34 protein-coding genes are annotated in these 23358 nt (G+C 54.6%); all 34 read left to right on the forward strand.

The window, feature by feature from the left end; translation table 11 throughout:
• The first annotated feature begins 8 nt into the window (after positions 1-8).
• The 34 genes from rpoC to bfr all read left to right on the forward strand — a co-directional run bounded on the left by rpoC (position 9) and on the right by bfr (position 23294).
• Positions 9-4208, forward strand: coding sequence for a DNA-directed RNA polymerase subunit beta' (gene rpoC, locus LT42_RS20890; RefSeq protein ID WP_037017708.1), 4200 nt, complete (start codon positions 9-11; stop codon positions 4206-4208).
• A gap of 202 nt (positions 4209-4410) precedes the next feature.
• Positions 4411-4782 carry a 30S ribosomal protein S12 gene (gene rpsL / locus LT42_RS20895; RefSeq protein ID WP_002555494.1) on the forward strand — a complete coding sequence of 124 codons (372 nt, stop codon included), beginning with the start codon at positions 4411-4413 and terminating at the stop codon, positions 4780-4782.
• 116 nt (positions 4783-4898) lie between these two features.
• Positions 4899-5369 carry a 30S ribosomal protein S7 gene (gene rpsG / locus LT42_RS20900; protein WP_002555493.1) on the forward strand — a complete coding sequence of 157 codons (471 nt, stop codon included), beginning with the start codon at positions 4899-4901 and terminating at the stop codon, positions 5367-5369.
• A 30-nt stretch (positions 5370-5399) separates the two neighbouring features.
• The gene (fusA, locus tag LT42_RS20905) at positions 5400-7505 is read left to right on the forward strand and encodes an elongation factor G (protein WP_037017711.1); all 2106 of its coding nucleotides are present in this window, start codon (positions 5400-5402) and stop codon (positions 7503-7505) included.
• 31 nt (positions 7506-7536) lie between these two features.
• Entirely contained in the window at positions 7537-8730 is a 1194-nt protein-coding gene (gene tuf, locus LT42_RS20910) for an elongation factor Tu (RefSeq protein WP_037017712.1), read from the forward strand.
• Positions 8731-8869: 139 nt separating this feature from the next.
• Positions 8870-9181, forward strand: coding sequence for a 30S ribosomal protein S10 (gene rpsJ / locus LT42_RS20915; RefSeq protein ID WP_003186070.1), 312 nt, complete (start codon positions 8870-8872; stop codon positions 9179-9181).
• 81 nt (positions 9182-9262) lie between these two features.
• Positions 9263-9898, forward strand: coding sequence for a 50S ribosomal protein L3 (rplC, locus tag LT42_RS20920; protein ID WP_037017715.1), 636 nt, complete (start codon positions 9263-9265; stop codon positions 9896-9898).
• Between the two features lie 12 nt (positions 9899-9910).
• Positions 9911-10513 carry a 50S ribosomal protein L4 gene (gene rplD, locus LT42_RS20925; protein ID WP_037017717.1) on the forward strand — a complete coding sequence of 201 codons (603 nt, stop codon included), beginning with the start codon at positions 9911-9913 and terminating at the stop codon, positions 10511-10513.
• Positions 10510-10809: a 50S ribosomal protein L23 gene (gene rplW / locus LT42_RS20930; RefSeq protein ID WP_008374165.1), complete on the forward strand. Its 300-nt coding sequence runs from the start codon at positions 10510-10512 to the stop codon at positions 10807-10809. The genes rplD and rplW overlap by 4 nt, the downstream gene beginning before the upstream one ends.
• 14 nt (positions 10810-10823) lie before the next feature.
• Positions 10824-11648: a 50S ribosomal protein L2 gene (gene rplB / locus LT42_RS20935; protein WP_003210080.1), complete on the forward strand. Its 825-nt coding sequence runs from the start codon at positions 10824-10826 to the stop codon at positions 11646-11648.
• A gap of 16 nt (positions 11649-11664) precedes the next feature.
• Positions 11665-11940, forward strand: a complete 276-nt coding sequence (rpsS, locus tag LT42_RS20940; RefSeq protein ID WP_002555486.1) for a 30S ribosomal protein S19 — start codon at positions 11665-11667, stop codon at positions 11938-11940.
• Between the two features lie 13 nt (positions 11941-11953).
• Entirely contained in the window at positions 11954-12286 is a 333-nt protein-coding gene (rplV, locus tag LT42_RS20945) for a 50S ribosomal protein L22 (RefSeq protein WP_003103908.1), read from the forward strand.
• Positions 12287-12299: 13 nt separating this feature from the next.
• Entirely contained in the window at positions 12300-12986 is a 687-nt protein-coding gene (rpsC, locus tag LT42_RS20950; protein WP_003176422.1) for a 30S ribosomal protein S3, read from the forward strand.
• 12 nt (positions 12987-12998) lie between these two features.
• The gene (rplP, locus tag LT42_RS20955) at positions 12999-13412 is read left to right on the forward strand and encodes a 50S ribosomal protein L16 (protein WP_003186052.1); all 414 of its coding nucleotides are present in this window, start codon (positions 12999-13001) and stop codon (positions 13410-13412) included.
• Entirely contained in the window at positions 13412-13603 is a 192-nt protein-coding gene (gene rpmC, locus LT42_RS20960) for a 50S ribosomal protein L29 (protein WP_002555481.1), read from the forward strand. The genes rplP and rpmC overlap by 1 nt, the downstream gene beginning before the upstream one ends.
• Before the next feature lie 2 nt (positions 13604-13605).
• A complete protein-coding gene (gene rpsQ, locus LT42_RS20965) occupies positions 13606-13872 on the forward strand; it encodes a 30S ribosomal protein S17 (RefSeq protein ID WP_003194644.1) in 267 nt (88 codons plus the stop codon).
• Between the two features lie 23 nt (positions 13873-13895).
• Entirely contained in the window at positions 13896-14264 is a 369-nt protein-coding gene (gene rplN, locus LT42_RS20970; RefSeq protein WP_002555479.1) for a 50S ribosomal protein L14, read from the forward strand.
• Between the two features lie 11 nt (positions 14265-14275).
• Positions 14276-14590 carry a 50S ribosomal protein L24 gene (gene rplX / locus LT42_RS20975; RefSeq protein WP_002555478.1) on the forward strand — a complete coding sequence of 105 codons (315 nt, stop codon included), beginning with the start codon at positions 14276-14278 and terminating at the stop codon, positions 14588-14590.
• Between the two features lie 20 nt (positions 14591-14610).
• Positions 14611-15150 carry a 50S ribosomal protein L5 gene (gene rplE, locus LT42_RS20980; protein ID WP_037017720.1) on the forward strand — a complete coding sequence of 180 codons (540 nt, stop codon included), beginning with the start codon at positions 14611-14613 and terminating at the stop codon, positions 15148-15150.
• A gap of 13 nt (positions 15151-15163) precedes the next feature.
• Positions 15164-15469 carry a 30S ribosomal protein S14 gene (gene rpsN, locus LT42_RS20985; RefSeq protein WP_003186042.1) on the forward strand — a complete coding sequence of 102 codons (306 nt, stop codon included), beginning with the start codon at positions 15164-15166 and terminating at the stop codon, positions 15467-15469.
• Between the two features lie 213 nt (positions 15470-15682).
• On the forward strand, positions 15683-16075 hold the full coding sequence (rpsH, locus tag LT42_RS20990; RefSeq protein ID WP_037017722.1) for a 30S ribosomal protein S8: 393 nt from the start codon (positions 15683-15685) through the stop codon (positions 16073-16075).
• A gap of 12 nt (positions 16076-16087) precedes the next feature.
• On the forward strand, positions 16088-16621 hold the full coding sequence (gene rplF, locus LT42_RS20995; protein WP_037017725.1) for a 50S ribosomal protein L6: 534 nt from the start codon (positions 16088-16090) through the stop codon (positions 16619-16621).
• A gap of 10 nt (positions 16622-16631) precedes the next feature.
• Positions 16632-16982, forward strand: a complete 351-nt coding sequence (gene rplR, locus LT42_RS21000) for a 50S ribosomal protein L18 (RefSeq protein ID WP_037017727.1) — start codon at positions 16632-16634, stop codon at positions 16980-16982.
• Between the two features lie 3 nt (positions 16983-16985).
• Positions 16986-17486 (forward strand): 30S ribosomal protein S5, encoded by a 501-nt coding sequence (gene rpsE / locus LT42_RS21005; protein ID WP_037017729.1) that lies wholly within the window; start codon positions 16986-16988, stop codon positions 17484-17486.
• A gap of 2 nt (positions 17487-17488) precedes the next feature.
• Positions 17489-17665, forward strand: coding sequence for a 50S ribosomal protein L30 (rpmD, locus tag LT42_RS21010; RefSeq protein WP_028621547.1), 177 nt, complete (start codon positions 17489-17491; stop codon positions 17663-17665).
• Between the two features lie 3 nt (positions 17666-17668).
• On the forward strand, positions 17669-18100 hold the full coding sequence (rplO, locus tag LT42_RS21015; protein WP_037017733.1) for a 50S ribosomal protein L15: 432 nt from the start codon (positions 17669-17671) through the stop codon (positions 18098-18100).
• A complete protein-coding gene (gene secY / locus LT42_RS21020) occupies positions 18101-19432 on the forward strand; it encodes a preprotein translocase subunit SecY (protein ID WP_037017736.1) in 1332 nt (443 codons plus the stop codon).
• A gap of 28 nt (positions 19433-19460) precedes the next feature.
• Entirely contained in the window at positions 19461-19577 is a 117-nt protein-coding gene (gene rpmJ, locus LT42_RS25445; RefSeq protein ID WP_002555468.1) for a 50S ribosomal protein L36, read from the forward strand.
• 131 nt (positions 19578-19708) lie between these two features.
• A complete protein-coding gene (gene rpsM, locus LT42_RS21025; protein WP_037017739.1) occupies positions 19709-20065 on the forward strand; it encodes a 30S ribosomal protein S13 in 357 nt (118 codons plus the stop codon).
• 30 nt (positions 20066-20095) lie between these two features.
• A complete protein-coding gene (rpsK, locus tag LT42_RS21030; protein WP_002555466.1) occupies positions 20096-20485 on the forward strand; it encodes a 30S ribosomal protein S11 in 390 nt (129 codons plus the stop codon).
• A gap of 18 nt (positions 20486-20503) precedes the next feature.
• Positions 20504-21124 carry a 30S ribosomal protein S4 gene (gene rpsD / locus LT42_RS21035; RefSeq protein ID WP_037017742.1) on the forward strand — a complete coding sequence of 207 codons (621 nt, stop codon included), beginning with the start codon at positions 20504-20506 and terminating at the stop codon, positions 21122-21124.
• A 22-nt stretch (positions 21125-21146) separates the two neighbouring features.
• Positions 21147-22148 carry a DNA-directed RNA polymerase subunit alpha gene (locus LT42_RS21040; protein WP_007970428.1) on the forward strand — a complete coding sequence of 334 codons (1002 nt, stop codon included), beginning with the start codon at positions 21147-21149 and terminating at the stop codon, positions 22146-22148.
• A 42-nt stretch (positions 22149-22190) separates the two neighbouring features.
• The gene (rplQ, locus tag LT42_RS21045) at positions 22191-22577 is read left to right on the forward strand and encodes a 50S ribosomal protein L17 (protein ID WP_037017745.1); all 387 of its coding nucleotides are present in this window, start codon (positions 22191-22193) and stop codon (positions 22575-22577) included.
• A gap of 252 nt (positions 22578-22829) precedes the next feature.
• The gene (bfr, locus tag LT42_RS21050; protein ID WP_037017748.1) at positions 22830-23294 is read left to right on the forward strand and encodes a bacterioferritin; all 465 of its coding nucleotides are present in this window, start codon (positions 22830-22832) and stop codon (positions 23292-23294) included.
• The last annotated feature ends 64 nt before the right edge of the window (positions 23295-23358 follow it).

The raw sequence follows: 23358 nt of genomic DNA on the forward strand, positions 1-23358 counted from the left end.
GAAAGGCCTTGAAAGACCTACTGAATTTGCTGAAAAACCAGGGTCAAGTCGAAGAGTTCGACGCCATCCGTATCGGATTGGCATCGCCTGAGATGATCCGTTCGTGGTCGTTCGGTGAAGTTAAAAAGCCGGAAACCATCAACTACCGTACGTTCAAACCTGAGCGTGACGGCCTGTTCTGCGCCAAGATCTTTGGCCCGGTCAAGGATTACGAGTGCCTGTGCGGTAAGTACAAGCGCTTGAAGCATCGTGGCGTCATCTGCGAGAAGTGTGGCGTTGAAGTCGCACTGGCCAAAGTCCGTCGTGAGCGTATGGCTCACATCGAGCTGGCGTCGCCGGTTGCTCACATCTGGTTCCTCAAATCGCTGCCTTCCCGTATCGGTTTGCTGATGGACATGACCCTTCGTGATATCGAGCGCGTTCTCTACTTCGAGAGCTACGTCGTTATCGACCCGGGCATGACCACGCTCGAAAAAGGCCAACTGCTGAACGACGAGCAATACTTCGAAGCCCTCGAAGAGTTCGGTGATGACTTCGACGCCCGCATGGGTGCCGAGGCTGTCCGCGAGCTGCTGCACGCCATTGATTTGGAGCACGAGATTGGCCGTCTGCGCGAAGAGATTCCGCAGACCAACTCGGAAACCAAAATCAAGAAGCTGTCCAAGCGTCTGAAGTTGATGGAAGCCTTCCAGGGTTCCGGCAACCTTCCAGAGTGGATGGTGTTGACCGTTCTGCCGGTTCTGCCGCCAGATCTGCGTCCACTGGTCCCACTGGATGGTGGTCGTTTCGCGACCTCCGACCTCAACGATCTCTATCGTCGGGTGATCAACCGTAATAACCGCTTGAAGCGCCTGCTGGATCTGTCAGCTCCTGACATCATCGTGCGCAACGAAAAGCGCATGCTGCAGGAAGCTGTGGATGCATTGCTCGATAACGGTCGTCGCGGTCGCGCTATTACAGGTTCGAACAAGCGTCCTCTGAAATCCCTGGCTGACATGATCAAGGGTAAGCAGGGTCGTTTCCGTCAGAACTTGCTCGGTAAGCGTGTTGACTACTCTGGCCGTTCGGTAATTACCGTAGGTCCGACGCTGCGTCTGCATCAGTGCGGTTTGCCGAAGAAGATGGCACTTGAGCTGTTCAAACCGTTCATTTTCGGCAAGCTCGAAATGCGTGGTCTCGCTACCACCATCAAAGCTGCCAAGAAAATGGTCGAGCGCGAGCTGCCGGAAGTATGGGACGTTCTCGCCGAAGTCATTCGCGAACACCCAGTGCTCCTGAACCGGGCACCTACACTCCACCGTCTGGGTATCCAGGCGTTTGAGCCGGTTCTCATCGAAGGTAAGGCGATCCAGCTGCACCCGCTGGTCTGTGCGGCATACAACGCCGACTTCGACGGTGACCAGATGGCCGTTCACGTGCCGTTGACGCTGGAAGCCCAGCTCGAAGCCCGTGCGCTGATGATGTCGACCAACAATATCCTGTCGCCAGCTAACGGTGAGCCAATCATCGTTCCTTCGCAGGACGTTGTACTGGGTCTGTACTACATGACCCGTGAAGCGATCAACGCCAAAGGCGAAGGCCGTGTGTTCGCGGATCTGCAGGAAGTTGACCGTGTATTCCGTGCCGGCGAAGCCGCACTGCATGCAAAAGTAAAAGTACGCATCAACGAAACGGTCAATGACCGTGATGGTGGCAGCGTCAAGAACACTCGTATTGTCGACACAACCGTCGGCCGTGCGCTGCTGTTCCAAGTGGTTCCGGCCGGCCTGTCATATGACGTCGTCAACCAGCCGATGAAGAAAAAAGCGATCTCCAAACTGATCAACCAATGCTATCGCGTGGTTGGCCTAAAAGAGACCGTTATCTTCGCTGACCAGTTGATGTACACCGGTTTCGCCTATTCGACGATCTCGGGTGTTTCCATCGGCGTTAACGACTTCGTTATCCCTGATGAAAAAGCTCGCATCATCGACGCCGCAACCGACGAAGTGAAAGAGATCGAAAGTCAGTACGCCTCCGGCCTGGTTACTCAGGGCGAGAAGTACAACAAGGTGATCGACCTCTGGTCCAAGGCCAACGATGAAGTTTCCAAGGCGATGATGTCGAACCTCTCGAAAGAGAAGGTTGTCGACCGTCACGGCGAGACCGTTGACCAGGAATCCTTCAACTCGATGTACATGATGGCCGACTCTGGTGCGCGGGGTTCCGCAGCACAGATTCGCCAACTGGCAGGTATGCGTGGTCTGATGGCCAAGCCTGACGGCTCGATCATCGAAACGCCGATTACTGCGAACTTCCGTGAAGGTTTGAGCGTACTTCAGTACTTCATCTCTACTCACGGTGCTCGTAAAGGTCTGGCTGACACCGCGTTGAAAACCGCCAACTCCGGTTACCTGACTCGTCGTCTTGTAGACGTGGCGCAGGATCTGGTTGTGACCGAGGTGGATTGCGGTACTGAGCATGGCCTGGTCATGACTCCGCACATCGAAGGCGGTGATGTCGTAGAGCCGTTGGGTGAGCGCGTATTGGGTCGAGTAATCGCCCGTGACGTATTCAAGCCTGGCACCGAAGACGTCATTGTTCCAGGCGGTACGCTGGTAGACGAGAAGTGGGTCGAGTTCATTGAGCTGAACAGCATCGATGAGGTGATCGTACGTTCGCCAATCAGCTGTGAGACCCGCTACGGCATTTGCGCCAAGTGCTACGGCCGTGATCTGGCTCGTGGTCACCAGGTGAACATCGGTGAAGCTGTCGGCGTTATTGCAGCCCAGTCGATCGGTGAGCCAGGTACACAGCTGACCATGCGTACATTCCACATCGGCGGTGCGGCAAGCCGTACTTCTGCAGCGGACAGCGTACAGGTCAAGAACGGCGGTATCGTTCGTTTGCATAACCTGAAGCACGTCGAGCGTCTCGACGGCCATCTGGTCGCGGTTTCGCGTTCGGGTGAGCTGGCAATCGCCGATGAATTCGGTCGTGAGCGCGAGCGTTACAAGCTCCCGTACGGCGCCGTAATTCTTGTGAAGGAAGGTGACAAGGTCGACGCTGGTGCCATCGTGGCCAAGTGGGATCCGCACACTCACCCAATCGTCACCGAGATGAAAGGTACCGTGACGTATGTGGGCATGGAAGAAGGTATTACGATCAAGCGCCAAACCGACGAGCTGACCGGTTTGACCAACATCGAAGTACTGGATGCGAAAGACCGTCCGGCAGCAGGCAAAGACATTCGTCCTGCGGTCAAGATGGTTGGGGTCGATGGCAAGGATCTGCTGCTGCCAGGTACAGACGTACCGGCTCAGTACTTCCTGCCAGCGAACGCCCTCGTCGGTGTTGCGGATGGTGTGCAGGTAGGTGTGGGTGACGTTATTGCCCGTATCCCGCAAGAAACCTCCAAGACCCGTGACATCACCGGTGGTCTGCCGCGCGTTGCCGACTTGTTCGAAGCGCGTCGCCCGAAAGAAGCATCGATTCTGGCTGAGGTCAGCGGTACGATCGCGTTCGGTAAAGAGACTAAAGGTAAGCGCCGTCTGGTGATTACACCAAACGACGGTACTGATCCGTATGAAGAGCTGATTCCGAAGTGGCGTCACTTGAACGTCTTCGAAGGTGAGCAAGTTAGCCGTGGTGAGGTTATCTCCGACGGCCCTAGCGATCCGCACGACATCCTGCGTCTGCTGGGTGTTAGCGCGCTGGCGAAATACATCGTCAACGAGATTCAAGACGTTTATCGCCTGCAAGGCGTGAAGATCAACGACAAGCATATCGAGACGATCCTTCGTCAGATGCTGCGTAAAGTTGAGATCGCTGAGTCGGGTGATTCCAGCTTCATCAAGGGCGACCAGATGGAGTTGACGCACGTACTGGTTGAAAACGAGCGATTGGCAGCAGACGAGAAATTTGTTTCCAAATTCACTCGTGTGTTGCTGGGTATCACCAAGGCCTCGCTGTCCACCGAGTCGTTCATTTCGGCGGCCTCCTTCCAGGAGACCACACGAGTACTGACCGAAGCGGCGGTTACCGGCAAGCGCGATTACTTGCGCGGCCTGAAAGAAAACGTGGTCGTGGGTCGTTTGATCCCGGCAGGTACCGGCTTGGCATATCACAGCGAGCGTAAGCGTCGTCGTGAGGCTGATAAGCCGATGCGTGTGAGCGCGAGCGAAGTTGAAGCCGCGCTGACCGAAGCGTTGAACTCAAGCACTAATTGAGAGTAGGGCCCCGGTTCTAATGGTCATTTGGCTCACCCGGTTTCGACGGGTGGCCACTGGCTGTTGACATCGGGGCTTTGCCTTGACTGGGGGCGGGATCCTCTTTAGACTCTTGTACCCCTAAATCTGGCGGGACGCTTGTCCTGCCATTTTGCTTTTCTTGTAAGACAATAGCGTCGCAAGACAACAGTGGAGCTAGTAGATGGCAACTATCAACCAGCTGGTACGTCAGCCGCGTAAGCGTATCGTCGAGAAATCCGACGTGCCTGCGCTGCAGAACTGCCCGCAGCGTCGTGGTGTGTGCACTCGTGTGTACACAACTACGCCGAAGAAACCTAACTCGGCATTGCGTAAGGTCTGCCGTGTGCGTCTGACCAACGGTTTCGAGGTTTCCTCGTACATCGGTGGTGAAGGCCACAACCTGCAAGAGCACAGCGTCGTACTGATTCGCGGCGGCCGTGTAAAAGACTTGCCAGGTGTTCGTTATCACACCGTTCGCGGTTCGTTGGATACTTCCGGTGTTAAAGGTCGTAACCAGGGTCGTTCGAAGTACGGTACCAAGAAGCCTAAGTAGTAGTGGCTTTTTGTAAAAACTGAATCATCTTATTTTCTGAGTCGATAAGAGTAAGGTCGGAGGCGCCAGTAGGTGCTGATTCCGAGCGAACCTGAAGACCGTTTGAGGGCTTATCCATGCCAAGAAGACGCGTAGCAGCCAAGCGCGAAGTGCTTGACGATCCAAAATACGGCAGCCAGATTCTGGCCAAGTTCATGAACCACGTTATGGAAAGCGGCAAGAAAGCCGTTGCCGAGCGTATCGTTTATGGCGCGCTGGAAAAGGTTAAAGAACGCAAGAACAGCGATCCCCTGGAAATCTTCGAGAAAGCTCTCGACGCCATCGCTCCGCTGGTCGAAGTGAAGTCGCGCCGTGTAGGCGGTGCTACTTACCAGGTTCCGGTCGAAGTTCGTCCGTCCCGTCGTAATGCTCTGGCAATGCGTTGGCTGGTAGACTTCGCGCGCAAGCGCGGTGAGAAGTCTATGGCTCTGCGTTTGGCCGGCGAATTGTTGGACGCCGCCGAAGGTAAAGGTGCTGCGGTCAAGAAGCGTGAAGACGTGCACCGTATGGCTGAAGCCAACAAGGCTTTCTCGCACTACCGCTTCTAATTTCAGCGTCACTAATTTTGCGAGGGCTTTATGGCTCGTACTACACCGATCAACCGTTACCGTAACATTGGTATCGTTGCTCACGTGGATGCTGGTAAAACCACCACCACCGAGCGCGTCCTTTTTTACACCGGTAAAAGCCACAAGATGGGCGAGGTGCATGACGGCGCCGCGACCACCGACTGGATGGTTCAGGAGCAGGAGCGTGGTATTACCATTACTTCTGCTGCTATTACTGCCTTTTGGCAGGGTTCCGAGAAGCAGCACAAAGACCAATACCGCTTCAACGTCATTGACACGCCGGGCCACGTAGACTTCACCATTGAAGTTGAGCGTTCCCTGCGTGTACTCGACGGCGCGGTTGTGGTGTTCTGTGGTACTTCAGGGGTTGAGCCTCAGTCCGAAACCGTATGGCGTCAGGCCAATAAGTACGGTGTTCCGCGTATCGTTTACGTGAACAAGATGGACCGTGCTGGTGCCAACTTCCTACGCGTTATCGCGCAGATCAAGCAGCGTCTGGGTCACACTCCAGTGCCGATCCAGTTGGCAATTGGCTCCGAAGACAATTTCCAGGGTCAGATCGATCTGATGTCCATGGAAGCGGTCTACTGGAACGATGCCGATAAAGGTATGGTCCCTGTACGCAAGCCTATTCCTGCTGAATTGCAGGAGCTGGCTGATGAGTGGCGCAGCAACATGGTTGAGGCTGCGGCTGAAGCCAGCGAAGAGCTGATGAACAAATACCTCGAGGGTGAAGAACTCACCAACGAGGAGATCAAGGCTGCTCTGCGTCAGCGTACTATTGCTGGTGAGATCGTTCTTGCTGTTTGCGGTTCTTCCTTCAAGAACAAGGGTGTTCCCCTGGTTCTCGACGCCGTGATCGACTACCTGCCGGCTCCAGTCGACATTCCTGCTATCAAGGGTTCCAACCCTGATAACGAGGAAGAAGAAATGGAGCGTCATGCGGACGATAACGAGCCGTTCTCGGCCCTGGCGTTCAAGATTGCTACCGACCCATTCGTGGGTACCCTGACGTTCGTCCGTGTGTACTCGGGCGTACTGGCCTCCGGCGACGGCGTGATCAACTCCGTTAAGGGCAAGAAAGAGCGCGTGGGTCGTATGGTGCAAATGCACGCAAACGCCCGTGAGGAGATCAAGGAAGTACGCGCTGGTGACATCGCGGCCTTGATCGGCATGAAGGACGTCACCACTGGTGAAACCTTGTGCAACGCTGACAAGCCAATCATTCTGGTTCGGATGGACTTCCCGGAGCCGGTTATTTCGGTTGCCGTAGAGCCTAAGACTAAGGATGACCAGGAAAAAATGGGTATCGCACTGGGCAAACTTGCTCAGGAAGACCCTTCTTTCCGCGTTAAAACTGATGAAGAGACGGGTCAAACGATCATCTCTGGCATGGGCGAGTTGCACCTGGACATCCTGGTTGACCGGATGCGCCGTGAGTTCAACGTCGAAGCCAACATCGGTAAGCCTCAGGTTTCGTATCGTGAGCGCATCACGAAGAACTGTGAAATCGAAGGCAAGTTCGTTCGTCAGTCCGGCGGTCGTGGTCAGTTCGGCCACTGCTGGATCCGTTTTGCCCCTGCTGACGAAGGTCAGGAAGGTCTGCAATTCGTGAACGAAGTGGTGGGTGGTGTTGTTCCTAAGGAATACATCCCGGCTATCCAGAAGGGTATCGAAGAGCAGATGAAGAACGGCGTCGTTGCCGGCTATCCGCTGATCGGCCTGAAGGCTACCGTGTTTGATGGTTCTTACCACGACGTCGACTCGAACGAGATGGCGTTTAAGGTGGCTGCATCCATGGCGACAAAGCAGCTGGCCCAGAAGGGCGGCGGTGAGTTGCTTGAGCCGATCATGGCTGTAGAGGTTGTTACGCCTGAAGACTATATGGGTGACGTGATGGGCGACCTTAACCGTCGTCGCGGCATGATCCTGGGTATGGAAGATACGGTTTCCGGCAAGGTAATTCGCGCCGAGGTTCCGTTGGGTGAGATGTTCGGTTATGCGACCGACGTTCGCTCCATGTCCCAAGGTCGCGCAAGCTACTCTATGGAATTCAAAAAATACAATACAGCTCCGTCGCACATCGTCGAAACTGTAACCAAAAAACAAGGCTGATTCAGCGCCTTTAGGCTAGGAGTTATTTGTCGTGGCTAAAGAAAAATTTGATCGTTCCCTTCCGCACGTCAACGTTGGCACCATTGGTCACGTTGACCACGGTAAAACCACACTGACCGCTGCTCTGACCCGTGTTTGCTCCGAAGTTTTCGGTTCGGCTCGTGTTGACTTCGACAAGATCGACAGCGCACCAGAAGAAAAAGCTCGTGGTATCACCATCAACACCGCGCACGTTGAGTACAACTCGGCAACGCGTCACTACGCTCACGTTGACTGCCCAGGTCACGCTGACTATGTGAAGAACATGATCACTGGTGCTGCCCAGATGGACGGCGCTATCCTGGTCTGTTCGGCTGCCGATGGTCCGATGCCACAAACTCGTGAGCACATCCTGCTGTCTCGTCAGGTTGGCGTTCCGTACATCGTGGTCTTCCTGAACAAGGCTGACCTGGTAGACGACGCTGAGCTGCTGGAACTGGTTGAGATGGAAGTGCGCGATCTGCTGAGCACTTACGACTTCCCGGGCGACGACACTCCAATCATCATCGGCTCTGCCCGTATGGCGTTGGAAGGCAAAGACGACAACGAGATGGGCACCACTGCCGTCAAGAAGTTGGTTGAAACTCTGGACAGCTACATTCCTCAGCCAGAGCGTGCTGTTGACAAGCCGTTCCTGATGCCAATCGAAGACGTATTCTCGATCTCTGGTCGCGGTACTGTTGTGACTGGTCGTGTTGAGCGCGGTATCGTCAAGGTTCAGGATCCACTGGAAATCGTTGGTCTGCGTGACACTACTGTCACTACCTGCACCGGTGTTGAAATGTTCCGTAAGCTGCTCGACGAAGGTCGTGCTGGCGAGAACTGCGGCGTTCTGCTGCGCGGCACCAAGCGTGACGACGTTGAGCGTGGCCAGGTTCTGGTCAAGCCAGGCACTGTCAAGCCGCACACTCAGTTCGAAGCTGAAATCTACGTGCTGAGCAAGGAAGAAGGCGGTCGTCACACTCCGTTCTTCAAAGGCTACCGTCCACAGTTCTATTTCCGTACTACCGACGTTACTGGTAGCTGCGAACTGCCGGAAGGCGTTGAGATGGTTATGCCAGGTGATAACGTGAAAGTTTCCGTTACCCTGATCAAGCCAATCGCAATGGAAGACGGTCTGCGTTTCGCTATCCGTGAAGGCGGTCGTACCGTCGGCGCTGGCGTCGTAGCCAAAATCATCGCGTAAGCGTTGATCTTCAAAAAGAGCCCCCGCTTGCGGGGGCTTTTTTATTGGGTTGACACCCTGTTAGCTCGTCTATAGAATTGCGCCTCCTTTAAACGGGCGTATTGCGCTCGGTGGGACGTAGCCTGGAGTCTGAAATCCAATGCAAAATCAGCAAATCCGTATCAGGTTGAAGGCTTTTGACCATCGCCTGATCGACCAATCAACCCAGGAAATCGTGGAAACCGCGAAACGTACTGGTGCTCAAGTGCGTGGTCCAATTCCATTGCCAACCCGTAAAGAGCGGTTCACCGTTCTGGTCTCCCCGCACGTCAACAAAGACGCGCGTGACCAGTACGAGATCCGCACTCATAAGCGTGTTCTGGACATCGTCCAGCCAACGGATAAAACCGTTGATGCGCTGATGAAGCTTGACCTTGCGGCAGGTGTGGAAGTGCAGATCAGCCTCGGCTAAGACTTGGGTCTTAGTCGTGTAACGCTCTGAAATGGGCGGCCATAGCGGGTGAAAGCCCCGTACACTCATGAGGTTTACAACATGACTATTGGTGTAGTCGGTCGTAAATGCGGTATGACCCGTATTTTCACCGAAGAAGGTGTCTCCATTCCGGTTACGGTCATTGAGATCGAGCCGAATCGCGTCACCCAGTTCAAAACCGAAGAAGTCGATGGCTATCGTGCAGTGCAAGTCACTGTCGGCGAGCGTCGCGCTTCCCGTGTGACTGCTGCTCAGGCAGGTCACTTCGCTAAAGCGAACGTTGCCGCGGGTCGTACCGTCCTGGAATTCCGTCTTGAAGAAGGCGAATACAAGGCAGGCGATCTGATCAATGCAGAAATCTTCGCCGCTGGCCAGATGGTAGATGTTACCGGTCAGTCCAAAGGTAAAGGTTTCCAGGGTACGATCAAGCGCCACAATTTCCGTGGCCAAGATAATACTCACGGTAACTCCGTGTCCCACCGCGTCCCAGGCTCTATCGGCCAGTGCCAGACTCCTGGTCGTGTATTCAAGGGCAAAAAAATGTCCGGTCATATGGGCGCTGAGCGCGTGACCGTGCAGTCCCTGGAAGTAGTGCGCGTGGACGCTGAACGCAATCTGTTGTTGGTCAAAGGTGCTGTTCCTGGCGCTACTGGCGGCAATGTGGTTGTACGTCCAGCAGCCAAGGCTCGCGGTTAAGGGGAAGCTGACATGCAATTAAATGTAAATGACGCTCAAGCGATCGAAGTTTCCGAACTGACATTTGGCGGCGAGTTCAACGAGACGCTGGTTCACCAAGCGGTCGTGGCCTACATGGCTGGCGGTCGTCAAGGTAGCAAGCAGCAAAAGACCCGTTCTGACGTATCCGGTGGCGGTAAGCGCCCTTGGCGTCAAAAGGGTACTGGCCGTGCTCGTGCCGGTACTATCCGTAGCCCGATCTGGCGCGGCGGCGGTACCACATTCGCAGCGCGTCCTCAGGATCACTCGCAAAAGCTGAACAAGAAGATGTATCGCGCAGCACTGCGCTCCATTCTTGCTGAGCTGGTGCGTACTGATCGTCTGGTCGTAGTTCAGGATTTCGCTGTTGAATCGCCGAAAACCAAAGATCTGCTGGGCAAGCTGAACGACATGAGCCTGACCGACGTTTTGATCGTGTCGGACGCTGTTGATCAGAACCTGTACCTGGCTGCTCGCAACCTGCCGCACGTTGATGTGCGTGATGTTCAAGGTTCCGATCCAGTTAGTCTGATCGCATACGACAAAGTGTTGATCACTGTGTCGGCCGTGAAGAAATTCGAGGAGCTGCTGGGATGAACCAGGAACGCGTATTTAAAGTTCTGCTTGGCCCGCACGTTTCCGAGAAGGCTACGGTTCTGGCAGACAAAAAAGGTCAGTTCGTTTTCAAGGTTGCTACTGATGCAACCAAGCTGGAAATCAAGAAGGCCGTCGAAAGCCTGTTCAGCGTGAAAGTAGAGCGTGTCACTACCCTGAATGTTCTGGGTAAGACCAAGCGCACTGCTCGCGGTCTGGGCAAGCGTAATGACTGGAAGAAGGCAGTTATCTCCCTTCAGCCAGGCCAAGATCTCGATTTCAGCAGCAGTGCTGAGTAAGGAAGGGGTGCATCATGGCAATCGTTAAATGCAAACCGACTTCCCCTGGCCGCCGTTTTGTGGTCAAGGTGGTCAACCAGGAGCTGCATAAAGGCGCTCCTCACGCACCGCTGCTCGAGAAAAAATCGAAGACTGGTGGTCGTAACAACAATGGCCGTATTACTACCCGTCACATCGGTGGTGGTCATAAGCAGCATTACCGTCTGGTCGACTTCCGTCGCAACGATAAGGATGGCATCGCTGCCACCGTCGAGCGTATCGAATACGATCCAAACCGTACTGCACACATCGCACTGCTGCTTTACGCAGATGGCGAGCGTCGTTACATCATCGCGCCTAAAGGCGTGAGTGCTGGCGACCAGCTCATCGCAGGTGCTCTGGCTCCAATCAAGCCAGGCAATGCTCTGCAGCTGCGTAACATTCCAGTGGGTTCTACCGTTCACGGCATCGAGTTGAAGCCGGGTAAAGGCGCTCAGATCGCTCGCTCCGCTGGTGCTTCTGCTCAGCTGATCGCTCGTGAGGGTGTCTACGTAACCTTGCGTCTTCGCTCCGGTGAGATGCGTAAAGTTCTGGCTGAATGCCGTGCGACTCTGGGTGAGGTCTCGAACTCCGAGCACAGCCTGCGTTCGCTGGGTAAAGCTGGTGCCAAGCGCTGGCGTGGCGTTCGCCCAACCGTTCGTGGTGTTGCCATGAACCCGGTTGACCACCCACATGGTGGTGGTGAAGGTCGTACCTCTGGTGGTCGTCATCCGGTATCGCCGTGGGGCTTCCCGACTAAGGGCGCGAAGACTCGTGGTAATAAGCGTACCGACAAAATGATCGTCCGTCGTCGCAAGTAAATAGAGGGATACGACAGTGCCACGTTCTCTGAAAAAAGGTCCTTTTATTGATCTTCACCTACTGAAGAAGATCGAAGTGGCGGCGGAAAAGAACGATCGCAAACCAGTTAAAACCTGGTCGCGTCGCTCAATGATCCTGCCACAAATGGTCGGTTTGACCATTGCAGTGCATAACGGTCGTCAGCATGTTCCTGTTCTCGTGAACGAAGACATGGTCGGCCACAAACTAGGCGAGTTTGCCGGTACCCGCACTTATCGTGGGCACGTGGCAGACAAGAAAGCCAAGCGTTAAGGGGTAAGGAACGATGGAAGTAGCCGCTAAGTTGTCGGGCGCTCGAATCTCCGCCCAGAAAGCCCGCTTGGTCGCCGACCAGATCCGCGGGAAGAAGGTGGGCGAAGCGCTCAACCTGTTGGCTTTCAGCAGTAAGAAAGCCGCCGAGATCATGAAGAAAGTGCTGGAGTCGGCCGTAGCCAACGCCGAGCATAACGAAGGCGCAGACGTTGATGACCTGAAGGTCTCCACCGTTTTCGTCAACGAAGGGCGTTCGCTGAAGCGCATCATGCCACGTGCCAAAGGCCGTGCTGATCGCATCGTCAAGCGGTCTTGCCATATCACTGTCAAGGTTGCTGACAAGTAACGGAGTCGAAGAGATGGGTCAGAAAGTACATCCCATTGGCATTCGCCTGGGAATCGTCAAGGAGCACACCTCCGTCTGGTACGCAGACGGTCGGACTTATGCGGACTACTTGTTCGCTGATCTGAAGGTGCGTGAGTATCTCCAAGACAAACTAAAAAGCGCGTCCGTAAGCCGTATCGATATCCATCGTCCGGCTCAGACTGCACGCATCACCATCCACACTGCTCGTCCGGGTATCGTTATCGGGAAGAAAGGTGAGGACGTTGAGAAGCTGCGTCAGGACCTGACCAAGCAAATGGGTGTGCCTGTGCACATCAATATCGAAGAAATCCGCAAGCCGGAGCTCGACGGTATGCTGGTTGCGCAGAGCGTAGCTCAGCAGCTGGAGCGTCGCGTTATGTTCCGTCGCGCTATGAAGCGTGCAGTTCAGAACGCCATGCGCATTGGTGCCAAAGGCATCAAAATCCAAGTGAGCGGTCGTCTCGGCGGTGCTGAAATCGCACGTACTGAATGGTATCGCGAAGGTCGTGTGCCATTGCACACCCTGCGTGCCGACATCGACTATGCCAACTACGAAGCTCACACCACATACGGTGTGATCGGTGTAAAGGTTTGGATCTTCAAAGGCGAAGTAATTGGTGGTCGCCAAGAAGAGCTGAAACCACAAGCACCAGCGCCTCGTAAAAAAGCTGCTAAGTAAGGGGTACGCCAAATGTTGCAACCTAAGCGTACGAAGTTCCGCAAGCAGATGACCGGCCACAACCGTGGTCTGGCACTGCGCGGTAGCAAAGTCAGCTTCGGCGAGTTCGCGCTGAAGTCTGTTGCTCGTGGTCGTCTCACCGCTCGTCAGATCGAGTCAGCGCGTCGTGCACTGACCCGTCACGTTAAACGTGGCGGCAAGATCTGGATCCGTGTATTCCCGGACAAGCCTGTCACCAAAAAGCCCCTCGAAGTTCGTATGGGTAAAGGTAAGGGTAACGTGGAGTACTGGGTTGCCCAGATTCAGCCAGGCAAAGTCCTGTATGAGATCGAGGGTGTTTCCGAAGAGTTGGCGCGTGAGGCTTTCGCCCTGGCTGCTGCAAAGCTGCCGCTCGCCACCTCCTTTGTTAAGCGGACGGTGATGTGATGAAAGCGAATGAACTTCGTGAAAAATCAGCACAGCAACTGAACGAGCAACTGCTCGGCTTGCTGCGCGACCAGTTCAATCTGCGTATGCAGAAAGCAACTGGCCAGTTGGGGCAGTCTCACCTGCTCTCGCAAGTTAAGCGTGACATCGCTCGCGTGAAGACTGTGCTCAACCAGCAGGCAGGTAAGTAATCATGGCTGAAGCCGAAAAAACCGTCCGTACGCTGACTGGCCGTGTCGTCAGCGACAAGATGGACAAGACCATCACCGTACTGATCGAGCGTCGCGTCAAGCACCCAATCTACGGTAAATACGTTAAGCGTTCGACTAAGCTGCACGCGCACGACGAAACCAATCAGTGCCACATCGGCGACAAGGTCACTATTCGTGAAACTCGTCCGATGGCCAAGACCAAATCTTGGGCACTGGTTGATGTTCTCGAACGCGCTGTGGAAGTCTAAGGGCTAGGGGTCGGAGAAATTATATGATTCAGACTCAATCCATGCTCGATGTGGCCGATAACAGCGGCGCACGCCGCGTTATGTGCATCAAGGTGCTTGGTGGCTCTCATCGTCGTTACGCTGGTATCGGTGACATCATCAAAGTTACCGTCAAGGAAGCAATTCCGCGCGGTAAAGTGAAGAAAGGCCAGGTGATGACTGCAGTAGTAGTCCGCACCCGCCACGGTGTTCGTCGCGCAGACGGCTCCATCATCCGCTTTGATGGCAACGCTGCTGTTCTGTTGAACAACAAGCAAGAGCCGATCGGCACCCGTATCTTTGGGCCAGTGACCCGTGAACTTCGTACTGAGAAGTTCATGAAGATCGTCTCGCTCGCCCCAGAAGTGCTGTAAGGAGATCCGACATGCAAAAGATTCGTCGTGACGACGAGATCATCGTGATCGCCGGCAAAGACAAAGGTAAGCGCGGTAAGGTGCTCAAGGTTCTCGCTGATGACCGTCTGGTCGTTGGTGGGATCAACCTGGTGAAGCGTCATACCAAGCCAAACCCGATGTCGGGCGTACAGGGCGGTATCGTCGAGAAAGAAGCGCCATTGCACGCTTCTAACGTCGCCATTTTCAACGGCGCAACCAACAAGGCTGACCGCGTTGGTTTCAAAGTTGAAGACGGCAAGAAAATTCGTGTCTTCAAGTCGACCCAAAAAGCGGTTGATGCTTGAACACTGCTAGGTAGAAGACCATGGCACGACTAAAAGAGATTTACTGGAAAGAAATCGCACCGAAGCTTAAGGAAGAACTTAAGCTCTCGAACGTGATGGAAGTTCCACGCGTTACCAAGATCACCCTGAACATGGGTCTGGGCGAAGCGATCGGCGACAAAAAAGTCATCGAGCACGCTGTTGCAGACCTGGAAAAAATCACCGGCCAAAAAGTCGTTGTGACCTACGCTCGCAAATCTATCGCTGGCTTTAAAGTCCGTGAAGGTTGGCCGATCGGCGTCAAAGTGACTCTGCGCCGTGAGCGTATGTACGAATTCCTGGATCGTCTGCTGTCGATCTCCCTGCCTCGGGTTCGCGACTTCCGCGGCCTGAATGCCAAGTCCTTTGATGGTCGTGGTAACTACAGCATGGGCGTTAAAGAGCAGATCATTTTCCCGGAAATCGACTACGACAAGATCGATGCCCTGCGCGGTCTGGACATTACCCTGACCACCACTGCTCGTACGGACGAAGAAGGTCGCGCATTGCTGCGTGCTTTCAAGTTCCCGTTCCGCAACTGATTGGAGTAGGACCATGGCCAAGAAGAGCATGAAAAACCGTGAGCTGAAGCGTCAGCTCACCGTTGCCAAGTACGCTACCAAGCGTGCTGCGCTGAAAGCGATCATCGTGGATCTGAACGCAAGTCCAGAAGCACGCTGGGAAGCAACGGTCGCACTGCAGAAGCAGCCACGTGACGCAAGCGCCTCGCGCATGCGTAACCGTTGCCGCCTGACAGGTCGTCCGCACGGCGTATACCGCAAATTCGGCCTCGGCCGTAACATGCTGCGTCAAGCAGCAATGCGTGGCGACGTACCAGGTCTGGTTAAAGCCAGCTGGTAAGCAGTTATTCTCGTAATGCGCACTTCGTGTTCATCCCGAACCGATGTTCGTAAAGCCTGAATTTGAATCAAGCCCCTTTTGGGGCTTGATTCATTTCTGGGGTGCGCCTAGAATTGCCGGCTCGCCAGAGCCCGTGCTTGCACGTGCCCGGAATTTTAAGGCGATAGGTTGTAGCCGCAAGGCTCATTTTTTTGTATCAGGAGCGTCTAGCCCATGAGTATGCAGGACCCGTTAGCGGACATGCTAACTCGTATCCGTAATGCCCAGATGGCTGAAAAGCCCGTCGTAAGCATGCCATCTTCCACGTTGAAGGTTGCTGTAGCCAAAGTCCTGAAGGACGAAGGTTACATTGCGGGTTATCAGATCAGCAGCGAAACCAAGCCGTTGCTGTCCATCGAGCTGAAGTACTTCGAAGGCCGTCCGGTCATCGAAGAAGTGAAGCGCGTTAGCCGTCCAGGCCTGCGTCAGTACAAGTCCGTCGATGAGTTGCCAAAAGTTCGTGGCGGCCTCGGTGTGTCTATCGTCTCCACCAACAAAGGTGTGATGACGGATCGTGCTGCGCGCGCTGCCGGTGTCGGCGGCGAAGTGCTTTGCACAGTGTTCTAAGGGGGGATAAGCATGTCACGCGTAGCTAAGAACCCCGTTAAGTTGCCAGCAGGCGTCGAAGTCAAACTCGTCGGTCAGCAGCTTTCGGTGAAGGGTGCCAAGGGCACTCTAGACCTGAACATTCATTCGTCCATTGAAATTGTTGAAGAGTCCGGTGAGCTGCGTTTTGCTGCTCGCAACGGCGATCAGCAAACTCGCGCAATGGCCGGTACCACTCGTGCGTTGGTAAACAACATGGTCCAAGGCGTAAGCCAAGGCTTCGAGCGCAAGCTTCAGCTGGTCGGTGTTGGTTACAAAGCGCAAGCAAAAGGCACGGTGCTGAACCTGGCCCTTGGCTTCTCGCACCCAGTGGACTACGAATTGCCGGAAGGCATCACCGCTGAGACTCCCAACCAAACCGATATCGTTATTCGCGGTATCGACAAGCAGTTGGTTGGTCAAGTGGCCGCTGAGATCCGCGACTTCCGCCGTCCAGAGCCGTACAAAGGCAAAGGCGTGCGTTACGCGGACGAAGTCGTCCGTCGTAAAGAAGCCAAGAAGAAGTAGGGCATAGCAAATGACCGTCAAAAAAGTTACCCGACTGCGTCGCGCTCGCAAAGCACGCCTGAAAATGCACGAACTCGAAGTCGTGCGTCTCTGCGTGTACCGCTCTTCGCAGCACATTTATGCCCAGGTCATCTCGGCCGACGGCAGCAAAGTCTTGGCAAACGCCTCGACTTTGGACAAAGAACTGCGTGATGGGGCCACTGGCAACATCGACGCGGCCACTAAAGTTGGCCAGCTGATCGCTGAGCGTGCGAAAGCCGCTGGTGTATCGCAAGTGGCTTTTGATCGTTCTGGCTTCAAGTACCACGGTCGCGTTAAGGCGCTGGCTGATGCTGCTCGTGAAGGCGGGCTGGAGTTCTAAGTTATGTCAAATAACGACCAAAAACGCGACGAAGGCTACATCGAGAAGCTGGTTCAAGTTAATCGCGTAGCAAAAACCGTTAAAGGCGGCCGTATCTTCACTTTCACCGCGTTGACCGTGGTGGGTGATGGTAAAGGGCGCGTTGGCTTCGGCCGTGGCAAGTCACGTGAAGTGCCTGCTGCGATCCAGAAGGCAATGGAAGCTGCTCGCCGCAATATGATCCAGGTTGATCTGAACGGCACAACTCTGCAGTACGCCATCAAGTCCGCTCATGGGGCTTCGAAGGTCTACATGCAGCCTGCGTCTGAAGGTACTGGCATCATCGCTGGCGGCGCAATGCGTGCTGTCCTCGAAGTTGCTGGCGTTCATAACGTTCTTGCCAAGTGCTACGGTTCGACCAACCCAGTCAACGTTGTTCACGCAACGTTCAAGGGTTTGAAGACCATGCAGTCCCCTGAGTCCATTGCTGCCAAGCGCGGCCTGAACGTCCAGGAGATCTTCTGATCATGGCTACCGTTAAAGTAACGCTGATCAAAAGCATGACCGGCCGCATCCCTAACCACAAATTGTGCGTTAAGGGTTTGGGTCTGCGTCGCATCGGTCACACTGTAGAAGTCGTTGATACCCCGGAAAACCGTGGGATGATCAACAAGGCTTACTACATGCTGCGAGTCGAGGGTTAATCGATGAAACTCAATGATCTGAGTCCAGCGCCGGGTTCCCGTCGCGAAAAGCATCGTCCGGGCCGTGGTATCGGTAGTGGTTTGGGTAAGACCGGTGGCCGTGGCCACAAGGGTCAAACCTCCCGCTCCGGTGGCACTATTGCTCCGGGCTTTGAAGGCGGTCAACAGCCGCTGCATCGTCGTCTGCCTAAGTTCGGCTTCGTCTCCTTGAAGGCTATGGACCGTGCTGAAGTTCGCACTTCCGAGCTGGCAAAGGTTGAAGGCGTCGTCACTGTGCAGTCCCTGAAGGATGCCAACGTGATCAACCAAAACGTACAGCGTGTGAAAATCATGCTGTCCGGTGAAGTTACTCGCGCAGTCACCCTCAAAGGTATCGCAGCCACCAAAGGTGCGCGTGCGGCTATCGAAGCAGCTGGCGGCAAGTTCGAGGAATAAATGGCTAAGCAAGGTGCTCTCTCATCGCTCGGCAAAAGCGGCGGGTTGTCCGAACTCTGGGCTCGTCTGCGTTTCCTGTTCCTGGCGATTATCGTCTATCGGATCGGTGCGCATATCCCAGTTCCGGGTATCAACCCTGACCGCTTAGCCGACCTGTTTCGACAGAATGAGGGGACCATTCTTAGCTTGTTCAACATGTTTTCCGGCGGTGCGCTGGAGCGGATGAGTATTTTTGCGTTGGGGATCATGCCGTACATTTCGGCATCGATCATCATGCAGCTCATGACCGCAGTCAGCCCACAGCTGGAACAGTTGAAGAAGGAAGGTGAAGCTGGTCGTCGCAAGATTAGCCAGTACACCCGCTACGGCACCGTCGTCCTTGCTCTGGTTCAGGCTATTGGCATGTCCATTGGTCTAGCCGGGCAGGGCGTTGCGTTTTCGGCAGATATCGGCTTCCACTTCGTTGCAGTCACCACATTTGTTGCTGGTGCCTTGTTCATGATGTGGTTGGGCGAGCAGATCACCGAGCGCGGTGTTGGCAACGGTATCTCGATGTTGATTTTTTCGGGTATCGTGGCCGGTCTTCCGAGAGCGATCGGGCAGTCTTTCGAGTCTGCGCGCCAAGGCGATATCAATATTTTTGCCTTGGTCGCCATCGGTTTGCTGGCAGTAGCGATTATCGGTTTCGTGGTGTTCATCGAGCGTGGCCAGCGACGTATTGCTGTGCATTACGCCAAGCGTCAGCAGGGCCGTAAGGTCTTTGCAGCGCAGACAAGCCACTTGCCGTTAAAAGTGAATATGGCCGGCGTCATTCCGGCCATCTTTGCAAGCAGCATTCTGCTGTTTCCGGCTTCGTTGGGTGCCTGGTTTGGTCAGTCCGAGGGCATGGGCTGGTTGCAGGACATCTCGCAGTCGATCGCTCCTGGTCAGCCGTTGAATATTCTGCTGTTTAGTGCAGGGATTATTTTCTTCTGCTTCTTCTATACGGCGTTGATGTTCAATCCGAAAGACGTAGCGGAAAACCTGAAGAAGTCCGGTGCCTTTATTCCGGGTATTCGTCCTGGTGAGCAGTCTGCGCGCTATATTGATGGCGTCCTGACTCGTCTGACCATGTTCGGTGCTCTATATATGATGGCCGTGTGCTTGCTGCCCCAGTTTCTCGTGGTAGCCGCAAACGTGCCGTTTTACCTTGGCGGGACCTCGTTGCTGATCGTGGTCGTGGTTGTGATGGACTTCATGTCCCAAGTGCAATCTCACCTCGTTTCGCACCAGTATGAATCCCTGATGAAGAAAGCCAACCTGAAGGGCTACGGCAGCGGCATGCTGCGCTGAAGCACCCATAAGGTTAGAGGAGTTCGTGATGAAAGTTCGTGCATCGGTGAAAAAGCTGTGCCGTAACTGCAAGATTATTCGCCGCGAAGGTGTTGTTCGAGTAATTTGCAGCGCGGAACCACGTCACAAGCAGCGCCAAGGCTAAATGTGATCTGTGCTAAAAGCCCAGCAGCTAGTGCGCTGCTGGGTTGATTATTTGTTATTACAGCGATATTATCTCGCGCCCTATTTCTTGGCTTCCGGGGCGTAGGTAGCTGTCAATTGGAGTCCCACTGAATGGCCCGTATTGCAGGCGTTAACATTCCAGATAACAAGCATACTGTTATCTCGCTGACCTACATCTATGGTGTCGGTCGCACAACTGCACACAAAATCTGTGCTACCACCGGGGTAAACCCGGCGGTCAAGATCAAAGATCTGAGCGACGAGCAGATTGAACAGCTGCGTGGCGAAGTCGCGAAGTTCACCACTGAAGGTGATCTGCGTCGCGAAATCAACATGAAAATCAAGCGCTTGATGGACCTCGGTTGCTATCGCGGTCTGCGTCATCGTCGTGGTCTTCCAGTACGCGGTCAGCGTACCAAGACTAACGCGCGTACCCGTAAAGGTCCGCGTAAGCCGATCCGCAAGTAATCGCCCCAGCGAATCGACAGGAATTAAATCATGGCAAAACCTGCTGCTCGTCCTCGTAAAAAAGTTAAAAAGACAGTGGTTGATGGCATCGCCCACATCCATGCATCTTTTAACAACACAATCGTGACCATCACCGACCGTCAAGGTAACGCTCTTTCCTGGGCAACCTCCGGTGGTTCGGGTTTCCGCGGTTCCCGCAAGTCCACCCCGTTCGCTGCTCAGGTAGCTGCTGAACGTGCTGGTCAAGCTGCGCTGGAATACGGCCTGAAAAACCTCGACGTTAACGTCAAAGGTCCAGGCCCAGGTCGTGAATCTGCTGTCCGTGCTTTGAACGGCTGCGGCTACAAGATCGCCAGCATCACCGACGTGACGCCAATCCCGCACAACGGGTGCCGTCCGCCGAAGAAGCGCCGCGTGTAATCCAGGAGATTGTAAAGAATGGCTCGTTACATTGGTCCAAAATGCAAACTCGCTCGTCGCGAAGGCACCGATCTCTTCCTGAAGAGCGGCGTGCGCGCGATCGAATCGAAGTGCAACATCGAAGCAGCACCTGGTATCCACGGCCAACGCCGCGGTCGCCAGTCCGACTACGGCACCCAACTGCGTGAAAAGCAGAAGGTCCGTCGTATTTATGGCGTTCTCGAGCGTCAGTTCAGCGGTTACTACAAAGAAGCTGCCGGCAAGAAAGGCGCTACAGGTGAAAACCTGCTGCAACTGCTCGAATGCCGTCTGGACAACGTTGTATACCGCATGGGCTTCGGTTCGACTCGTGCCGAATCGCGTCAGCTGGTCTCGCACAAGTCGGTAAGCGTCAACGGCAAAACCGTTAACGTTCCGTCCTACCAGGTTCGCGCTGGTGACGTGGTGGCAATTCGTGAAAAGGCGAAGAACCAACTGCGTATTGTCCAGGCTCTCGATCTGTGTGCCCAACGTGGCCGCGTAGAATGGGTAGAAGTAGACACTGAGAAAAAATCTGGCGTCTTCAAAAGCGTCCCAGCTCGCAGTGATCTGTCCGCCGACATCAACGAAAGCCTGATTGTCGAGCTCTACTCCAAGTAAGGGCTAGAAAATAGGTGCATCCATGCAGATTTCGGTAAATGAGTTCCTGACACCCCGCCACATTGATGTGCAGGTTGTCAGTCCGACCCGCGCCAAGATCACACTCGAGCCTCTCGAGCGTGGTTTCGGCCATACCCTGGGCAACGCGCTGCGCCGCATCCTGTTGTCCTCCATGCCCGGCTGTGCAGTAGTCGAGGCCGAGATTGACGGTGTACTCCATGAGTACAGCGCCATCGAAGGTGTACAGGAAGATGTCATTGAAATCCTGTTGAACCTTAAAGGTCTGGCTATCAAGCTGCACGGTCGAGACGAAGTTACGCTGACCTTGTCGAAGAAGGGTTCGGGGGTGGTTACCGCTGCCGATATTCAGCTGGATCATGATGTCGAGATCGTTAACCCCGATCACGTAATCGCTAACCTGGCGTCTAACGGCGCCCTGAACATGAAGCTCGTGGTAGCTCGTGGTCGCGGTTATGAACCAGCAGACTCGCGTCAGAGCGATGAAGACGAAAGCCGCAGCATTGGTCGCTTGCAGCTCGACTCTTCGTTCAGCCCGGTTCGTCGTATCGCATACGTGGTGGAAAACGCCCGTGTCGAGCAGCGTACCAACCTGGACAAGCTGGTTATTGATCTGGAAACCAACGGTACTCTGGATCCTGAAGAGGCTATCCGTCGTGCAGCAACCATTCTGCAACAGCAGTTGGCTGCGTTCGTCGACCTCAAAGGTGATAGCGAACCGGTTGTAGTCGAACAGGAAGACGAGATCGATCCGATCCTGCTTCGTCCGGTTGACGATTTGGAACTGACCGTACGTTCGGCCAACTGCCTTAAGGCGGAGAACATTTACTACATCGGCGACCTGATTCAGCGCACCGAAGTAGAACTGTTGAAGACTCCGAACCTGGGCAAGAAATCCTTGACCGAGATCAAGGACGTTCTGGCTTCTCGTGGTCTCTCCCTCGGCATGCGCCTCGACAACTGGCCGCCTGCAAGTCTTAAGAAGGACGACAAGGCGACTGCCTGATCGTCGTAATCACCGAACGTAGTGTTTGGTAAGGAATGAACCATGCGTCATCGTAAAAGTGGACGTCACCTGAGCCGTACCAGCTCCCACCGTAAGGCCATGTTCCAAAACATGGCGGTGTCGCTGTTCGAGCACGAGCTGATCAAAACTACCCTGCCAAAAGCCAAAGAACTGCGTCGCGTTGCTGAGCCGCTGATCACTTTGGCCAAGGTTGACAGCGTAGCTAACCGTCGTCTGGCATTTGACCGTACTCGTTCGAAAGAAATGGTCGGCAAGCTGTTCAACGATCTGGGCAAGCGTTATGCGACTCGTGAGGGTGGCTACCTGCGCATCCTCAAGTGCGGTTTCCGCGCTGGCGACAACGCGCCTATGGCGTACGTCGAGCTGGTCGATCGTCCTGTCGGTGGTTCGGTAGAAACCGCTGAGTAAGACGTCAGTCAGTACAAAAAACCGGGCCTAGTGCCCGGTTTTTTGTTGTCCCCCAAAATTATTCTTGTAGCCTGGCGATGCCACAAGCACGCTGTGATTCTAAGTGATAAACGGAACCTGCCTCATTTACCTGCGTTTTCGGCACCTAGTGTCAGAGAATCGCTGCATTTGCGCATTTATTTACTTATTCGCAGCGTGACCTCAGGGACATGTTGGTTCAAACTACTGCCTTTCCCGAGGAGATGTACGGCGATGCAAGGCCACCCGGATGTAATCGATTACCTCAACACGCTACTCACTGGTGAACTGGCTGCGCGCGACCAGTATTTCGTCCATTCACGGATGTACGAAGACTGGGGCTTCGGTAAGTTGTACGAACGCATTAATCACGAGATGGAAGAAGAGGCGCAACACGCTGATGCATTGATGCGCCGGATTCTCATGCTTGAAGGGACGCCGCGTATGCGGCCCGATGATCTCGACGTGGGCACGACGGTGCCAGAGATGCTCGCAAGCGACCTTCGTCTTGAATATAAAGTACGAGCTGCGCTGTGTAAGGGCATTGCGCTCTGCGAGCAGCATAAAGACTATGTCAGCCGAGACATTCTGCGGATACAGCTGGCCGACACGGAAGAGGATCACACCTACTGGCTTGAGAAGCAGTTGGGACTGATCAAATCAATTGGGCTTGAGAATTACTTGCAGTCCCAGTTCTGAGCGACTCGCACATCATAAAAAGCCCCTGCCGCTTGAGAGCGTCAGGGGCTTTTCTATTCCTGGG

Origin of the sequence: Pseudomonas lutea, assembly GCF_000759445.1 — a bacterium.
Classification (GTDB): domain Bacteria; phylum Pseudomonadota; class Gammaproteobacteria; order Pseudomonadales; family Pseudomonadaceae; genus Aquipseudomonas; species Aquipseudomonas lutea.

Coding starts and splice junctions, on each gene's coding strand:
- rplF (WP_037017725.1), top strand. CDS start 16,088: ATGTCACGCGTAGCTAAGAACCCCGTTAAGTTGCCAGCAGGCGTCGAA.
- rplO (WP_037017733.1), top strand. CDS start 17,669: ATGAAACTCAATGATCTGAGTCCAGCGCCGGGTTCCCGTCGCGAAAAG.
- rplQ (WP_037017745.1), top strand. CDS start 22,191: ATGCGTCATCGTAAAAGTGGACGTCACCTGAGCCGTACCAGCTCCCAC.
- bfr (WP_037017748.1), top strand. CDS start 22,830: ATGCAAGGCCACCCGGATGTAATCGATTACCTCAACACGCTACTCACT.
- rplP (WP_003186052.1), top strand. CDS start 12,999: ATGTTGCAACCTAAGCGTACGAAGTTCCGCAAGCAGATGACCGGCCAC.
- rpsE (WP_037017729.1), top strand. CDS start 16,986: ATGTCAAATAACGACCAAAAACGCGACGAAGGCTACATCGAGAAGCTG.
- rpsN (WP_003186042.1), top strand. CDS start 15,164: ATGGCCAAGAAGAGCATGAAAAACCGTGAGCTGAAGCGTCAGCTCACC.
- rpsM (WP_037017739.1), top strand. CDS start 19,709: ATGGCCCGTATTGCAGGCGTTAACATTCCAGATAACAAGCATACTGTT.
- rpsH (WP_037017722.1), top strand. CDS start 15,683: ATGAGTATGCAGGACCCGTTAGCGGACATGCTAACTCGTATCCGTAAT.
- LT42_RS21040 (WP_007970428.1), top strand. CDS start 21,147: ATGCAGATTTCGGTAAATGAGTTCCTGACACCCCGCCACATTGATGTG.
- rplB (WP_003210080.1), top strand. CDS start 10,824: ATGGCAATCGTTAAATGCAAACCGACTTCCCCTGGCCGCCGTTTTGTG.
- rplN (WP_002555479.1), top strand. CDS start 13,896: ATGATTCAGACTCAATCCATGCTCGATGTGGCCGATAACAGCGGCGCA.
- rplX (WP_002555478.1), top strand. CDS start 14,276: ATGCAAAAGATTCGTCGTGACGACGAGATCATCGTGATCGCCGGCAAA.
- rpsD (WP_037017742.1), top strand. CDS start 20,504: ATGGCTCGTTACATTGGTCCAAAATGCAAACTCGCTCGTCGCGAAGGC.
- rplR (WP_037017727.1), top strand. CDS start 16,632: ATGACCGTCAAAAAAGTTACCCGACTGCGTCGCGCTCGCAAAGCACGC.
- rplV (WP_003103908.1), top strand. CDS start 11,954: ATGGAAGTAGCCGCTAAGTTGTCGGGCGCTCGAATCTCCGCCCAGAAA.
- rpmC (WP_002555481.1), top strand. CDS start 13,412: ATGAAAGCGAATGAACTTCGTGAAAAATCAGCACAGCAACTGAACGAG.
- rpsL (WP_002555494.1), top strand. CDS start 4,411: ATGGCAACTATCAACCAGCTGGTACGTCAGCCGCGTAAGCGTATCGTC.
- rpsJ (WP_003186070.1), top strand. CDS start 8,870: ATGCAAAATCAGCAAATCCGTATCAGGTTGAAGGCTTTTGACCATCGC.
- secY (WP_037017736.1), top strand. CDS start 18,101: ATGGCTAAGCAAGGTGCTCTCTCATCGCTCGGCAAAAGCGGCGGGTTG.
- rplC (WP_037017715.1), top strand. CDS start 9,263: ATGACTATTGGTGTAGTCGGTCGTAAATGCGGTATGACCCGTATTTTC.
- rplE (WP_037017720.1), top strand. CDS start 14,611: ATGGCACGACTAAAAGAGATTTACTGGAAAGAAATCGCACCGAAGCTT.
- rpsC (WP_003176422.1), top strand. CDS start 12,300: ATGGGTCAGAAAGTACATCCCATTGGCATTCGCCTGGGAATCGTCAAG.
- rpsQ (WP_003194644.1), top strand. CDS start 13,606: ATGGCTGAAGCCGAAAAAACCGTCCGTACGCTGACTGGCCGTGTCGTC.
- rplW (WP_008374165.1), top strand. CDS start 10,510: ATGAACCAGGAACGCGTATTTAAAGTTCTGCTTGGCCCGCACGTTTCC.
- rpmJ (WP_002555468.1), top strand. CDS start 19,461: ATGAAAGTTCGTGCATCGGTGAAAAAGCTGTGCCGTAACTGCAAGATT.
- rpsG (WP_002555493.1), top strand. CDS start 4,899: ATGCCAAGAAGACGCGTAGCAGCCAAGCGCGAAGTGCTTGACGATCCA.
- fusA (WP_037017711.1), top strand. CDS start 5,400: ATGGCTCGTACTACACCGATCAACCGTTACCGTAACATTGGTATCGTT.
- rpsK (WP_002555466.1), top strand. CDS start 20,096: ATGGCAAAACCTGCTGCTCGTCCTCGTAAAAAAGTTAAAAAGACAGTG.
- rplD (WP_037017717.1), top strand. CDS start 9,911: ATGCAATTAAATGTAAATGACGCTCAAGCGATCGAAGTTTCCGAACTG.
- rpmD (WP_028621547.1), top strand. CDS start 17,489: ATGGCTACCGTTAAAGTAACGCTGATCAAAAGCATGACCGGCCGCATC.